This is a genomic window from Roseateles sp. GW821-FHT02E12, from assembly GCF_059421665.1.
This window is the reverse complement of the sequence record NZ_JBWKVK010000003.1, coordinates 380,047-393,453: the sequence shown is the minus strand read 5'-3', so window position 1 is coordinate 393,453 and position 13,407 is coordinate 380,047. Positions and strand designations below refer to the sequence as shown.

Genomic DNA, 13,407 nt, shown 5'->3' with positions numbered 1-13,407 from the left:
CGGCGGCAGGCCCGCGTGAGATGACCCGCATGCTGCCCAGACCCCCTAATTCGGTCGTGGGCCAATTCAGCTGTCACACACCAAACCAATTCGAGTTCCGCTTGCGCCGCGCCGCTGAACATTCCCTGGCCCTGAGCCCTCGCCCTGTCGGCGTCACGCTGCAGCAATGGCTGCACGCGGCCCTTTGCGAAGCGATGCGCGACGGCCGTCTGCCACCAGGCAGCCGGCTGCCAACCAGCCGCAGCCTGGCCCGCGACCACGGCCTGTCGCGCTCCACTGTCACCGCAGTCTTTGAGCGACTTCTTGCTGACGGTTACATCTCAGCCCGCGTCGGCCGCGGCAGCTTTGTCGCGCCCCAGCCCGTGCTGGCGTCTGCTGTAGAAGAAGGCGCGCGCGCCCTCGCCCTCGCGCCAGCGCTGTCACGCCGCGGCCGGCAGATGGCGGCCGCCGGCGCCGAGGTGATGCGCCACAACGGCCCGCTGCCGCGCACCTTCGAGGCCGACCGCATCGACCCCGCCCTCTTCCCCGCTACCACCTGGGCGCGCCTGGCCGCCAAGCGCGCCCGCTGGCATGAACTGCGCATGCCGCAAGGCCCCGAATGGCAAGGCCTGGCACCGCTGCGCGAGGTGCTGGCCCAGCAGCTCGCGCTGACGCGCGGCATCCGTTGCGAGGCCGAGCAGATCGTCGTCGTGCCCGGCGCACGGCAGGCCATCGACCTGCTCGCCCGCCTGCTGCTCAACCCTGGCGAAGAGGCCTGGCTCGAAGACCCCGGCTCCCCCGCCGTGCAGGCCCTGCTCACCGCCGCCGGCGCGCGCACCGTGGCCGTGCCGGTGGACGAGCAAGGCCTGTGCGTCGACGCCGCCATCCGCGCCGCGCCGCGCGCCCGCCTGGCCTGCACGGCGGCCGCCTCGCAGATGCCGCTGGGCCGGCCCCTGTCTGCCGCGCGCCGCCTAGCCCTGCTCGCCTGGGCGCGCTCGGCCGGCGCGTACATCATCGACAAAGACCGCGACGGCGATTTCATCTTCGACGGCGGCGCCACCGAGGCGCTCAAGGCCGCCGACGACGCCGACTGCGTCATCCACCTCGGCAGCCTCGCCTTCAGCCTGGCGCCCTGCCTGCGCCTGGCCTATCTCGTGCTGCCGCGCCGCCTCGTCGAGCCCTTCTGCGCCGCGCTGGCCCTGACCCAGGCGCAGCCCTCGCTGCTGGACCAGGCCGTGCTGCACGACTTCATCGCCGACGGCCACTGGGCCCGCCATCTGCGCCAGCTGCGCAGCGTCTACGGCGCCCGCGCCGAAGCCCTGCGCCATGGCCTGGACAAGCACTTCGGCCGCTGGCTGCAACTGGCGCCCACCCAGCGCGGCCTGAGCGTGACGGCCTGGCTGCCCGCCGCCACGCGCGATGCCGACGTCGCCGCCCGCGCGGCCGCCGCCGGCATCACGGTCGCGCCACTGGCCGCCTACCGGCTGCAGCATCCCGCGCCGCCGGGCCTGCGCCTGGGCTTCGCGGCCTTCTCCGAGGCCAGCATCCGCGGCGGCATCCACAAGCTCGCCGCCGCGCTCGAACGCGCCTGATTGAACCCGCCGGCCGCGGGCCGGCACACACGCCCTGACTCCATGCCTAGGAGAAGGCGTGCTCTCCATCCTGGTCGGCCACAGTTTCTTTTTGCGCTTCGACGCCAAGCAGTTCGAACGCGCCAAGCCCTACCCCCCGCTCGCGACGCTGCAGGTTGCCGCGCTGCTGCGCCGCCTCGGCCATGAGGTCGCCCTCTTCGACGCGATGTTGGCCGCCGGCACGCAGGACTTCGACGCCAGCCTCGCCACCACGCGGCCCGAGGTCGTGCTGCTCTACGAGGACAACTACAACTACCTCAGCAAGATGTGCCTGGCCAAGATGCGCGAGGCCGCCTGCACGATGATCGCCAGCGCCCGCCGCGCCGGTGCGCGTGTCATCGTGGCCGGCTCCGACGCCAGCGACGCGCCCGAGGTCTACCAGCGCGCCGGCGCCGACGTCGTTCTGCGCGGCGAGGGCCTGGACGTGCTGCCCGCGCTGCTGCGCCGCCTTGAGGGCCAGCCCGCGCTGGCCGGGGCCGACCTCGTCGCCGGGCTGGAGCAACCCATCAGCCTGCCGCGCCACGAGTCCGCCGAGCTCGAAGCTCCCGCCGCCTGGGACCTCGTCGACATCGAGCGCTACCGCGCCACCTGGGTCGCCGCCCACGGCCACTTCAGCCTCAACATGGCCGCGTCCAAGGGCTGCTCCTTCCGCTGCGCCTGGTGCGCCAAACCCATCTGGGGCCAGCGCTACCAGCAGCGCAGCGCCGCCGCCGTGGCGGCCGAGATGGTCGAGCTGAAAGCCCGCTTCGCGCCCGACCACATCTGGTTCGCCGACGACATCTTCGGTTTCCGCGCCGACTGGGTGCAACGCTTCGCGGCCGAGCTGGACCGGCTGGGCGGCGGCATCCCCTTCTCCATCCAGACCCGCGCCGACCTGACCACCGAGGCCATGGCCAGCGCCCTGGCCGACGCCGGCTGCCGCGAGGCCTGGATAGGCGCCGAGAGCGGCAGCCAGCAGGTGCTGGACGCGATGAACAAGGGCACCACGGTGGACGAGATCCTGCAGGCCCGCCAGCACCTGCAGGCCGCGGGCGTGCGCGTGGGCTTCTTCATCCAGCTCGGCTACCTCGGCGAGGGCCTGCCCGAGCTGCTGCAGACGCGTCATCTCATCGAAGAAGCCCAACCCGACGACATCGGCGTCAGCGTCTCCTACCCGCTGCCGGGCACGCGCTTTCACGAGCAGGTCAAGGCCCAGCTCGGCGCCAAGACGCACTGGGACGACAGCGGCGACCTGGCCATGATGTTCCGCGGCACGTTCGGCACCGAGGTCTACCGCGCGGTGCGCGACCTGCTGCACGCCCAGGTCGACCTCGGCCGGCTGGACCTGCAGGCGCGGCGCCGCGCGGGCGCCGAGATCAAGCGCCGCTGGGCCAGCTTGATCGACAGCCTCAGCCCCGCCACCGCCATCAGCCCATGAGCAGCCCTCGCAAGGCCGCGGCACCCTCGCTCGGATGAGCCCCCCGCTTCATCACCCAGCCATGCAGCCCGCTGCAACCTTCGACGAACTCGGCCCACCCGGGCTGCCCAATGGCATAGGCCTGGTCGATGTGCAGGCGCTCCACCATGTCGTCAGCCGCCAGCGGCTGCAACAGCTCACCGCCACCGGCAGGCTCGGGCGACGTGAACACCAGGTGTTCAAGCCGCAGTGGTTCCGCTGCGAGCCTGGCCCACCCGCTGCGCAGGTCCAGCTCGTATTTCTCGACGCCGCTGCGCCGGCGAATCACCGGCGACGCTTCGGTGCGCGCTCGCAGGGTCGCATCGTCGATCCAGGCCTGCGCATCGAAGCGCAGGTGCAGAAAGTTCGCGACGCCCGTCACTCGCATGCCGCGCGGCTCGACGAAGCTCGCGTCCTCGGTCAGGAAGTCCAGGCCCTGCTGCATCGCGTGCAGCGTCAACGTCGACTTGCCGGCACCGCTCACGCCCATCAGCAGCGCGGCGGCGCCGTTCGCGCCCACGCAGCCGGCATGCAAGGCCACCAGCCCCTGCGTGCGGGCGGCCAGCTGGAAAACGGCGAACTCGATGAGCTCGTAGCGCGCGTGGTACGGGAAGCCCAGCATCGCCCGCGACAGCTGCACGACGGCCCGCCCGGTCTCGGGGCTGATCAGCACGAGGTTGTGCGCATCGGCCGCCGCGCCCACCAAGCCTGCGCCGCCCAGCATGCACGGCTTGGGGGGCTCGACACCGAAGTCTGCATCTCCCTGGGCCAGCCGCAATTCGATCCGCAACAGCGGCCCCGGCACGTCCAGCGCATGCACGGGCAGGTCGCGGTAGGCGTCGTCGACGAGGGCGAGCAGTTCGGGGCTATCGCTGAGAAATTCGAAGGACGCGCCGAGCAGGCTGAACTTGCGGCTCAACGCCAGGGGCGCGTGCTCGCTGAATGGGTCTGCGATCCGACGCGGATCGGCTTGCCAGGTTTTGGATGTCATGGAGAAACGTGGTGAAAGAGTTCGATACCCCATTGCCGAAGGCCTCGGTCACACGGGCCGCATTGCGGGAGACGACGAATCGCCTCGCCGCCGAACTGGCCGCGCCGACCGACGGTGCGCCGGACTGGAATGACTTTGAATGGCGCGCCGCCATGGCCGCATCGGTGATGCACGGCATCAGCGGCCTGCTTGCCGGCCGGCTGCGCTGGCAGGGTCCGCCGGCTTGGACAGCCTTCCTGGCTGAGCAGCTCGACCAGAGCCGCCGGCGTGAACGGCGCGCAACAGAGCTGCTGGCCCGACTGGACCGCTCGGCACGCGAGGCCGGCCTGCCCCTGCTGGCGATGAAGGGATCGGCGCTGCTGGCGCTCGGCGTCTATGCACCGGGCGAGCGGCCGATGAGCGACGTGGACCTGCTGGCCCACCCCGGCGACATGGCGGCCGCCGACAGCCTCATCGCCGCCAACGGCTATGCGCTGGACATCGCGAAGCGCCGCCACCGCGCTTACGAGCCGCTCGGGCAAGGCCCCGACCGCGCCTTCGGCGAACACGAGGACAACCCGACCAAGATCGAACTGCACGACGCCGTGCGCGAGCCGCTGCCCCTGCATGAGGTGGACATCACGGCCGACCTGCTGCCACCCGCCGCCGCGCCGGGGCTGAACGCCTACGCCAGCACCGCCGCGCTGATGCGCCATCTGCTGCTGCATGCGGCCGGCAACATCTGCAACCGCTGCGTGCGGTTGATCCAGTTGCACGACATCGCCCTGCTCGGCGCCCGCCTGGATGCCGCCGCCTGGCACGAGGCCCTGGCACCGGCCTCCGACGATCGGCCGGCCTGGTGGGCCGTGCCGCCGTTGCTGCTGGCGCAGCGGCTCTTCCCCGCCGCGCTGCCTGAAGCCCTCCTCGCGCAGGCGCTGGCCTCCGCCATCGCCGCTTGCCCGCCCGGCCTGCGCCGCAGCATGGCAGCCCGCGGCCTGGCCGAGTGCTCGCTGTCGCATCTGGACATCCCCATGCTGCCGGGCATCGAATGGTCGCAAACCAGCGGTGAGGCCCTGCAGTTCGCCTGGCGACGCCTGCACCCCGCGCGCGAGGACGGGGTCGCCACGCCGGAGATGCTTAGCCGCCAGCATTCGCTGGCCGGTTCGGCGTGGACGCGCCAGCCGCGCTGGCTGAAGGCGTTGAGCTTCCTGCGCGGCGCGCCACCGCGGGTGCAGACGCTGTACAACTTGCATCGCGCCCTCGCCTACCGGCCCAGCAGCTCGGCATAGAGCTGCTCGAACTGTGCATGGCAATGATCCGCATCTTCAGTCACCGCTCGGCGCTGGGCCTCGCACGCCAGCCGCAGCCGCAACGCCTCGTCGGCCGCCACGCGCGCGATCAGCAGGGCCAGCCCGGGTGCGTCGCCCGGAGCAACGGCAAGGGCCGCATCGGGCGCCCATTCCGCCAGGTGGCCGACGGCCGTTCCCACGCTCGGCACGCCCAGCACCGCGGCCTCCAGCACGGCCAGCGGACCGGCCTCATGACGCGAGGTGATCACGTGCAGATGCGCCTGCGCCAGCAAGGGCTGCAACTCGGCCTGTGTCATGAAGCCGTGAAAGCGCACACGCGGGGCAACGCCCAGGCGCCCCGCCAAAGCCTGCACCTCGCCGTTCAAGGTGTCTTCGCCGATGACGTCCAGCTCCACCCCTGGCACCAGCGCCAGCGCCTGCAGCAGGCAGGCCTGGTCCTTGACCCGGTTCAGGCTGGCGACCTGCACGAGGCGCAGGGCTTCGCCCGCCACACGCGGCTGTGGCTCACGCGGCGCCCAGACGTCGAGATCCACGCCCAGCGGCAACCGGCGGCCTCGGTGGTCCAGTGCGGCGAGTTGATCCAGCACGGGCTGGCTGGCCGCCGTCAGCGCATCGGCGCCGCGCAGCACCCAGGCCTCGCGCACGCGGCCCCGCAGGCCCAGTCGGCCGCCGTAGCCGATGTCGTGCAGCGCCGCCAGTTCACCGCCCGCGACATGCACCGCGCTGCGCAGGCCCAGCAGCCTGGCGGCCGCAACGGCCACGGCGCCACTGACGCCCGACCAGATCGACTGCACGAGGTCGAAGCGACCCCGGCGATGCTCCTGCACGATCGCCGCCACGGCGCGCAGCTGGCTCAGCGCCACGCGCCGGCCGCCCATGTTGTGCACGCGTGCGCCGCACAGCCACCACTCGCCGGCCTGTGCCTCCTGGCGCAACGCGAAGACATGCACCTCATGTCGCGCGGCCAGCCGCTTCAGCAAGGCCAGAAGCGCCGGCACCACCCTCACCTCGCCCGAGCGGTCCACGCCGCCGGGCACCACCACCGCGATCTTCAAGAAGCATCCTCCCCATGAACACCCGGACCCGTTTGCTGGACACCCAAGAGGCCTTCGACAGCGTCGCCGCCGACTACGACGGCCCGCGCGGCAACAACACCGCCATCCAGGACATGCGCGACGAGATGTGGCGCTGGCTGGCGCGCAGCTTCGCGCCCGGCAGCCGTCTCATCGACCTGGGCTGCGGCACCGGGCTGGACGCCGTGCACCTCGCGGCCCAGGGCCATCACGTCACCGCGACGGACTGGTCCGAGCGCATGGTGGAGCGCACGCGCGAACGCGCCCGTGAGGCCGGCTTGGCGGTGGACGCCCGCGCCATCGGCGCCCACGAGCTGCAGCGCCTCGAAGGCGATGCCACCTTCGACGGCGCCTACTCCAACCTCGGCCCGCTGAACTGCGTGCCCGACCTCGGCGCCGTGGCCGCTGAATGCGCCCGCCTCGTCAAGCCCGGCGGGCGCCTCGTCTTCACCGTCATCGGCCGCTACTGCCCGTGGGAGGTTGCCCACTACGCCCGCCAACGCCGCTGGGCCCGCGCCGGCATCCGCTTCGCACGCGACACGGTGGCCGTCGGCATGAACGGCCGCACGATCTGGACGCGTTACTACACGCCCGCCGAGTTCTACGCCGCCTTCGCACAGCACTTCGAGCTCGAGGTGCAGCGCGGCCTGTGCGTCTTCGTGCCGCCGCCCTACCTGACCTGGCTGGCCGAACGCCACCCGCGCTGGCACCAGCGGCTGTGGGCGCTGGACCGCCGCGTGGCCGGCTGGCCGGGCATCAACAGGCTGGGCGATCATTTCCTGCTCGTCATGCGGCGGCGCGCCAGCAGCTGAACCAGCTCGTCGAGCAACGGATGGCCGGCCCAGCGCAGAGCTGCCAGCCAGGCCAGCGGCGCGAGCGTCAGCGGCACGACCAACACGGCCAGCGTGGCCAGCGCACTGCCGCTCACCGCGCCGAGCAGCGCCCGCGGTGATTGGCCCAGATGCCGCGCCGCCAGCCAGGCCTGCAGCGGCAGCGCCGCGAACGCCGCCGCGCACAAGGCCCAGGCGAAGGCGGCGAGGCTGCCGTCGAACCATGCCAGGCCGAAGGCGAGGCGGCACAGCAGCGTCACGGCCGTCGGCCCCGCCGCCAGCCCAGGCCGGCCCACGGCCGCCAGCGCGGCACCCAGCTGCGCGAACGCCAGCCCCAGGGCCGCCGCCAAGGCCAGCGGCAGCACGGCTGAGGTGCAATCAGCCCAGGCCGGGCCATAGAGCAGGTGCACCAGGGGCTCGCGGTAGGCCACGGTCAGCGCCAGCAGCGGCCAGCCCGCGCCCGTGAGCAAGGCCGTTGCACGCCGCAGCGCCGGCTCCAGCGCCTGCCCGCCTGCGTGTCGCCCGGCCAGCACCGGCAGCGCGCCAAAGCTCAGGGCGTGCCCGGCCAAGGCCTGCAGCAACCCGACGGTGGCCTGCGCACGCCCGAGCAGGCCCACCTGGCGCGCCGTGCCGAGCTGGCCCAGCCACAGGTCAGGCAGCACGCCGTTGAGGCCGTTCAGCAAGCTCGCCAGCAGCGCGCCGAGGCCGAAACGCAGCACCTCGGCCCAGCCTCGCCACGAAGGCTTCCAGGCCCAGCCCTGCGCCGGCCTCAGCAGCGCATGGGCCAGGTTGCACACGAGGATGTTGGCCACCAGCGCCCAGGCCAGGCCGAGGGCGCCCCAGCCACTGGTGGACAGCGCGAGGGCGACGCCCGCATGGCTCAGCGTGCCGATGCGCGACACGAAGGCGATGCGCGCCGCGGCCAACTCGCGCAGCTGCAGCGCGGCCATGACGGTGCCGAACGGCGACAGCAGCAGGCCCAGCGACAGCACCTGCAGCAGCGGCACCAGGCCGGGCTGGGAAAACTGCCGTGCCAGCGGCGCGGCCAGCAGCCACAAGGCCGCCATGCCGATCGCGGTCGTGGCCGCGAGCAGGCCGATGCAGGCGGAGAAGCGCGTCTGCGTCAGCTCGGGTTCGCGCTGCAGATAGGCCGACACGCCGGCATCGCGCAGCAGCTGGGCGACGCTGAACACGGCCAGGGCCAGCGCGTACAACCCCAGCTCGGCCGGCTGCAGCAGCCGCGCGAGCACCAGGCCCAGCAGGAAGCGCGTGGCGACGCCGCCGGTGGACGACGCCAGGTTGACGAGGAAGGCCCGCCGGAAATCGACGGCCGCCGGTGCCAGGACGAAGCTGTTCATGCCGCAAGCAAGTCGTCGTAGGCCGCCACCAGCCGGCGGCCCAGCACCTCGGCCGAGCAGTGCGAGTCGAAGCGCGCGCGGGCCAGCGCACGCCGCTGCGCGGAGGGCAACGCGGCCAGCGCCACGATGGCTTCGGCCAGCTGCGCCGCATCGCCCGCGGGCCAGAGCTGCGCGGCCGCGCAACCGCCGGCCAGCGCGCGGAAGGACGGGATGTCGGTCACCGCCAGCCCCAGCCCGCAGGCCAGGGCCTCGACGACGCTGTAGCCGGTCGCTTCGCGGTGGCTGCCCTGCACGAGGATGTCGGCCGCCGCCATCAGCGCCTCGATGCGCGCATGCGGCTGGACGCCGAGCAGATGCACACGGCCGGCCAGCAGCGGGTCACGCATGCGCTCGCGCACGGCGTCGTACAGCGGCGCGCGGCCGTAGCAGAGCCAGAGCTGCAAGCCGGGCAGGCGCTGCGCGGCCAGGGCCACGCCGTCAAGCACGGTCAGCGGGTCCTTGTTGTCGTCCAGGTGCGCCACCCACAGCAAGCAGGGGTCGCCGCCCAGGCCGGTGGCGCCACGCGCTGCGGCCTGCTCGCGCAATGCAAAGCCGCAACTCGAACCCGGCACCTCGTAGACCCGCGTGCCGGCGGAGATGAGGCCACGGCGGCGGAAGGGCAGCGCCTGCTCGCGCGCGCAGAACATCAGGCCGCGTGCCGTCGTCAGCGCGCGCCGCCAGGCCGGCCAATGCCAGGGCCGCGGCGGCGCATCGGCACGGTCCTGCAGCACGATGGGCCGCCCCGGCGCCAGTGCGGCCAGCGCCCTCACCTCCCGCACGAAACCCAGGCCCTGCACGTGCAGCACCTGGGGCCGCAGGCGCTCGAACAGTTCGGCCAGGCGAGCAGGCTCGCTGTCGCAGGGAAGGAAGTGATAGTCGATGCCGCCCTGGCGCAGCAGCCGCACCTCGGCGCTGGCCTGCACGACGCTGACATCGGCACCCGCGCCGGCCGCGGCTTCGGCCAGTTGGTGCAACGTGGCCCAGTCCTGCAACAGGCGCTCAGGCGCCCGGCCCTGCGGGTCCCGGTGAAAGCAGATCTGCGCCACCCTGACCATGGCAGCCTCCTTCACGGCCCTACGGTGCAGGCCACCGCGTCCCGCGACACCTCCAGGCCGGGCTCGCGCAGCGGCATCGCCAGCAGCTGGTCGACGAGATGCCGCGCCAGCGCCTTGGGCCGGCCGTCGACGCGCACCGGCACGAGGCCGAGCGCTTCGCCCAGGTCGGCGTCGGCATAGAGAGGCCGGCCCGCGACGACGACGAGGCGCAGGTCGGCCCGCGTCGCGCCGGCCAGGGGCAGGCCCGCCGGCAGCGCAACCAGGTCGGCGCGCAGGCCGGGTTCGAGCCGGCCGCGGTCGTGCAGGCGCAGCAGGCGCGCGGCGTCTTGCGTGACCCAGGCTTCCAGGCGCTCGTCGCTCCAGCCGGCCAGCTCCCGCGCTAAGGCCAGTTCGGCGAGCAGGTCCCGCCCGCCGCTGATGCGCGAGTCGCTGCCAAGCAGCAAACGGCCCTGCTCGAATAGCCAGCCGGGGTCCAGCGTGCGGCCGAACAGATGCAGGTTGGAGCCGGGGCACCAGATGAGGCCGGCGCCGGCGTCGACGAGGCGGCGCTGTTGGCTGGTGCTCAACGCCAGGCCATGCACGAGCAGCGTGTCGGGGCCGATGCAGCCGAGCGCCTCGAGGCGGTCGAACTCCAGTGCCGCGGCCGTGTCGACACCTTCGGCCGCGTGGATGATCCACGGCCGGCCGCGCCGGGCCGTCCATTGGGCAGTCTGCACGGCCTCTTCGCCATCCAGCGCGAGCGAATGCGACCAGCCCCCCAGTTCGGGCACGTCGACCGGGAAATCCGCATCGCCGAGCACCGCGTCGCGCGGGTCGTGGTGGGCCACCGTCGTCACGCCGCTGAGCAGGTTCTTCAGCCCGCCGGCAAGCAGGCGCTGCGCGCGCGGTGCGGCCCGATGCGCCAGCAGCTGCGGATCGGTGGACAGGCGCGGCGTGATGTCCGCGATCCACTCGCTCGCGTTGCGGTAGGTGGCGCGGAACTTCAATCGCGGCAGCGTGGCATTGAGCTGCAGGTGGTCATGGGCGTTGATGAGGCCCGGCAGCACGCGGGTGCCGGCGAGGTCGAGGCGGGCACCGCCGGTGCCGCTGGCAATGCGGCCGCCCGCCATGCACAGGTTCAGCGCCTTGCCCTCGCCGTCGACCGCATTGATGAGGCTCAGCGCCCGTTCGTTGGCCAGGGTGCTCATGCTGGGAACCACTTGGCGCAGACACAGTGCCGGCACTCGGGCCGCTCGCCCGCGCGGATGTGGGCGCGCAGGCGGCGATGGGCCGGCGCATTCAATGCTTCGGCCAGGCCGGCATCACCGATCCGGCCGTTGCCGGCAATGAAGAAGCAGGGCCGCAGGCCGCCATCGGCCTCGATGACGGCCGAGTGCTCGGGCGCGTTGCAGCGCACCGGCGGCGGCTCGCCGAGGCCCAGCCGCGCCCGGTAGTGGGCGTGGATGCGGCGCAGCTTGACCGGCGCTTCGGCGATGAAGCCACTGGTGAAATCGGCGGCATGCTCGCGCTCCAGCGCATCCAGCGCCTGGGCCAACACGGGCAGGTCGTCCACCCGCAACGCGACGCCGTCGACCGGCTCGCCGTGGCGGCCAAAGGCTTCGGCATGGTTGACGTCGGCGGCGAGGAAGGAGATGCCGGCCACGCCCAGCTTGTGCGCAAGCATCACGAGATCACCCAGCTCACCCGCGTTGCCCCGCTGCACCGTCACGCGCAGGCTCACCACCATGCCTTCGCGCACCGCGGCACGGATGCCCGCACAGACGGCCTCGAAGGCGTCCAGGCCGCGGATGCCGGCATAGCTCGCCGCGGTGCTGCCGTCCAGTGACACGGTGACCTGATCGAACAGCCGCGCAACCTCCGCGGCATGCTTGGCCAAAGCAAGGCCGGCCGTCAGCAGCCACAGCTTCAGGCCGCGAGCGCGCAGCAGCGCCGCGATCTCGGCCCATTGCGGATGCAGCAACGGCTCGCCACCCGAGATGAGGACGGTCTGCGTGCCCAGCTCGCCCAGCCCCGGCAACAGCCGCTGCACGGTCGCCAGATCGATGTCGCGCCGCCCGTGGCGCCAGTAGTCGCAGCTCACGCAGCGAGAGTTGCAGCGCTCGGTCAGGTAGAGCGTCGCCAGCGGCAGCCGTGTGATGGCTTCCGCCAGTGCAATTGGCCTCTCGATGACGCTAGAACATGCCATGCAGCTCGACAAAGCTCTGCCGCCGGTTGTCGACCGCGTTCTGCGGGATGCCGCCGAACTTGCGCCAGCCCGCGCGCAGCTGCACGAAGGCAATGGGCGTGTATTCGTAGACGAGGCTGTAGCGCACCTTGTTGTCGTGGGCCACTCGGCGGTCGGGGTCGAGGAACTCGCTGGTCAGCTTCAGGTTGTGGCCCTGCTGCACCAGCCAGTTGGCCTCCAGCAAGGTGGCGAGCTGGCGGCGCTTGCCTTCGGGGTAGCCGCCATCACTGACCATGTCGATCTCGGCCAGCCAGGCCACCGGCCCGGTCGTCGTGCCGGCGAAGAGGCCGTAGGCCTGGCGGCTCCCTGCCGTCGACTTGACCTGCGCGGCAGCGGCGCCAACACGGCCCCAGGGCTGCATCCAGATGGCCTGGGCCGTCGTCTGGTGCCCGTTGGAGTTGCCGGTGTTGCCGGGGCCGTTGCTGCGCACAAGCTGGACGGACCATTCATCGCTCTCGTGCCCCAGCTCCAGGCCCTTGTCGGGCACCGTCATGCTGACGCCGCTCAGCTGGCGCACAAAGGCCAGGCTGTCCTGCAGCCGCCAACCGAAGGGCAGGTAGAACTGGCCGGCCTTGGCATACCAACCCAGCCCCGGCGTCTGCAGGCGCACGTAGGCCTCCTGGCGCTCGGCCTTGCCGGGCGCAACCTGCTGGTCGAGGTAGGCGCCGAGATAGTCCTTGATGAGTTGAACGTCGGCGTAAAGCCGCACCTGCTCGGTGCCGCCAACGCTGCGCGTGGGCTGGCCCGAGACCGAGGTGCGCGTCGTCGCGGTGCGCAGGTCGCCGCCCAGGCGCAGGCGGTCATCCAGCAGCGAGCCGTTCCAGCCCTGCAGCGCATCAGGCAGTGCGTTGCCCGGGATGACGCCTTGGGCAAAGGCATTGCCGACCGCATTGCGCAAGCCACCGCCGGTGGGGTTCACGTGGCAGGCCACGCACTTGAGGCCGCTGCGGATGGCGAGATAGGGCTCGGCACCAGCGCTTGAGAACAGCAGCGCGAAGGCCAGGCCGAGAAGCAGTCGTGCGGCCTTCATTTCTGCGCTCCGTTGTTGATCCATTGGCGAATGAGCCCGATGGTCTGGGCGTCAAGATAAGGCCCGCCAAGCGGCATGCGCGCGCCGACGGCCTGGTGGCCTTCGAGCTTGTGGATCAGGTAGCTGTTGTCCGCATCGCCCGGCTTCACGCGCATGAGCGCAGGCACGCCGCCGCTGGACACGCCCACCAGCATCGAGAAGCTGTTGTTCGCATCCAGCCGCAGGCCGCGCGGTGCGGCAGCACCGGCGTGGCAGCCCGTGCAGACGGGCGTGAACACATGCGACTGGATGGAGCTGAAGCTGGCCGTCATCGGCCCGCTCGGGTCGTCACCCTCGCCGAGCGGACGGCCGTTCGCGTCCAGCCCCGCACCGCTGCCGCCGCCGCAGCCCGCGATCAACGCGGCCACGGCGCCCGAGGCGCCCCAAAACAATCTCGACATCCTCATCGTCAGCCCTTGGTTGGTTCTCACTGC

The 13,407-nt window shown here is 72.1% G+C and carries 12 protein-coding genes; 4 read left to right on the top strand and 8 right to left on the bottom strand.

Going from position 1 to position 13,407, the window contains the following annotated elements; translation table 11 throughout:
- The first annotated feature begins 101 nt into the window (after nucleotides 1–101).
- Nucleotides 102–1,571 carry an aminotransferase-like domain-containing protein gene (locus AC07V5_RS19735; RefSeq protein WP_495117413.1) on the top strand — a complete coding sequence of 490 codons (1,470 nt, stop codon included), beginning with the start codon at nucleotides 102–104 and terminating at the stop codon, nucleotides 1,569–1,571.
- A gap of 58 nt (nucleotides 1,572–1,629) precedes the next feature.
- Complete coding sequence (locus AC07V5_RS19730; protein ID WP_495117412.1) at nucleotides 1,630–3,027, top strand: B12-binding domain-containing radical SAM protein; 1,398 nt, start codon at nucleotides 1,630–1,632, stop codon at nucleotides 3,025–3,027.
- Here the strand turns inward: AC07V5_RS19730 and AC07V5_RS19725 are convergent.
- Complete coding sequence (locus tag AC07V5_RS19725; RefSeq protein WP_495117411.1) at nucleotides 3,017–4,036, bottom strand: phosphoenolpyruvate carboxykinase (ATP); 1,020 nt, start codon at nucleotides 4,034–4,036, stop codon at nucleotides 3,017–3,019. The two genes, AC07V5_RS19730 and AC07V5_RS19725, sit on opposite strands and share 11 nt — an antisense overlap.
- Nucleotides 4,037–4,047: 11 nt before the next feature.
- Between AC07V5_RS19725 and AC07V5_RS19720 the strand changes: the two genes are divergently transcribed.
- Complete coding sequence (locus tag AC07V5_RS19720; protein ID WP_495117410.1) at nucleotides 4,048–5,304, top strand: nucleotidyltransferase family protein; 1,257 nt, start codon at nucleotides 4,048–4,050, stop codon at nucleotides 5,302–5,304.
- On the opposite strand, the gene AC07V5_RS19715 is transcribed toward AC07V5_RS19720, so the two are convergent.
- Nucleotides 5,280–6,380 (bottom strand): glycosyltransferase family 4 protein, encoded by a 1,101-nt coding sequence (locus tag AC07V5_RS19715; protein WP_495117409.1) that lies wholly within the window; start codon nucleotides 6,378–6,380, stop codon nucleotides 5,280–5,282. The genes AC07V5_RS19720 and AC07V5_RS19715 overlap by 25 nt on opposite strands.
- A 14-nt stretch (nucleotides 6,381–6,394) precedes the next feature.
- Between AC07V5_RS19715 and AC07V5_RS19710 the strand changes: the two genes are divergently transcribed.
- The gene (locus tag AC07V5_RS19710) at nucleotides 6,395–7,210 is read left to right on the top strand and encodes a class I SAM-dependent methyltransferase (protein WP_495117408.1); all 816 of its coding nucleotides are present in this window, start codon (nucleotides 6,395–6,397) and stop codon (nucleotides 7,208–7,210) included.
- Here AC07V5_RS19710 and AC07V5_RS19705 read toward each other — a convergent pair.
- The 6 genes from AC07V5_RS19705 to AC07V5_RS19680 are packed head-to-tail and all read right to left on the bottom strand — an operon-like array spanning nucleotide 7,171 to nucleotide 13,374.
- The gene (locus tag AC07V5_RS19705; protein ID WP_495117407.1) at nucleotides 7,171–8,586 is read right to left on the bottom strand and encodes an oligosaccharide flippase family protein; all 1,416 of its coding nucleotides are present in this window, start codon (nucleotides 8,584–8,586) and stop codon (nucleotides 7,171–7,173) included. The two genes, AC07V5_RS19710 and AC07V5_RS19705, sit on opposite strands and share 40 nt — an antisense overlap.
- Nucleotides 8,583–9,680 (bottom strand): glycosyltransferase family 4 protein, encoded by a 1,098-nt coding sequence (locus AC07V5_RS19700; protein ID WP_495117406.1) that lies wholly within the window; start codon nucleotides 9,678–9,680, stop codon nucleotides 8,583–8,585. Before AC07V5_RS19700 ends, AC07V5_RS19705 begins: the two co-directional genes overlap by 4 nt.
- Before the next feature lie 11 nt (nucleotides 9,681–9,691).
- Nucleotides 9,692–10,867 carry an amidohydrolase family protein gene (locus AC07V5_RS19695; protein ID WP_495117405.1) on the bottom strand — a complete coding sequence of 392 codons (1,176 nt, stop codon included), beginning with the start codon at nucleotides 10,865–10,867 and terminating at the stop codon, nucleotides 9,692–9,694.
- Nucleotides 10,864–11,865 (bottom strand): radical SAM protein, encoded by a 1,002-nt coding sequence (locus tag AC07V5_RS19690; RefSeq protein WP_495117404.1) that lies wholly within the window; start codon nucleotides 11,863–11,865, stop codon nucleotides 10,864–10,866. Before AC07V5_RS19690 ends, AC07V5_RS19695 begins: the two co-directional genes overlap by 4 nt.
- The gene (locus tag AC07V5_RS19685; protein ID WP_495117403.1) at nucleotides 11,852–12,934 is read right to left on the bottom strand and encodes a hypothetical protein; all 1,083 of its coding nucleotides are present in this window, start codon (nucleotides 12,932–12,934) and stop codon (nucleotides 11,852–11,854) included. The genes AC07V5_RS19690 and AC07V5_RS19685 overlap by 14 nt, the downstream gene beginning before the upstream one ends.
- Nucleotides 12,931–13,374 carry a hypothetical protein gene (locus tag AC07V5_RS19680; protein ID WP_495117402.1) on the bottom strand — a complete coding sequence of 148 codons (444 nt, stop codon included), beginning with the start codon at nucleotides 13,372–13,374 and terminating at the stop codon, nucleotides 12,931–12,933. Before AC07V5_RS19680 ends, AC07V5_RS19685 begins: the two co-directional genes overlap by 4 nt.
- Nucleotides 13,375–13,407 lie beyond the last annotated feature (33 nt).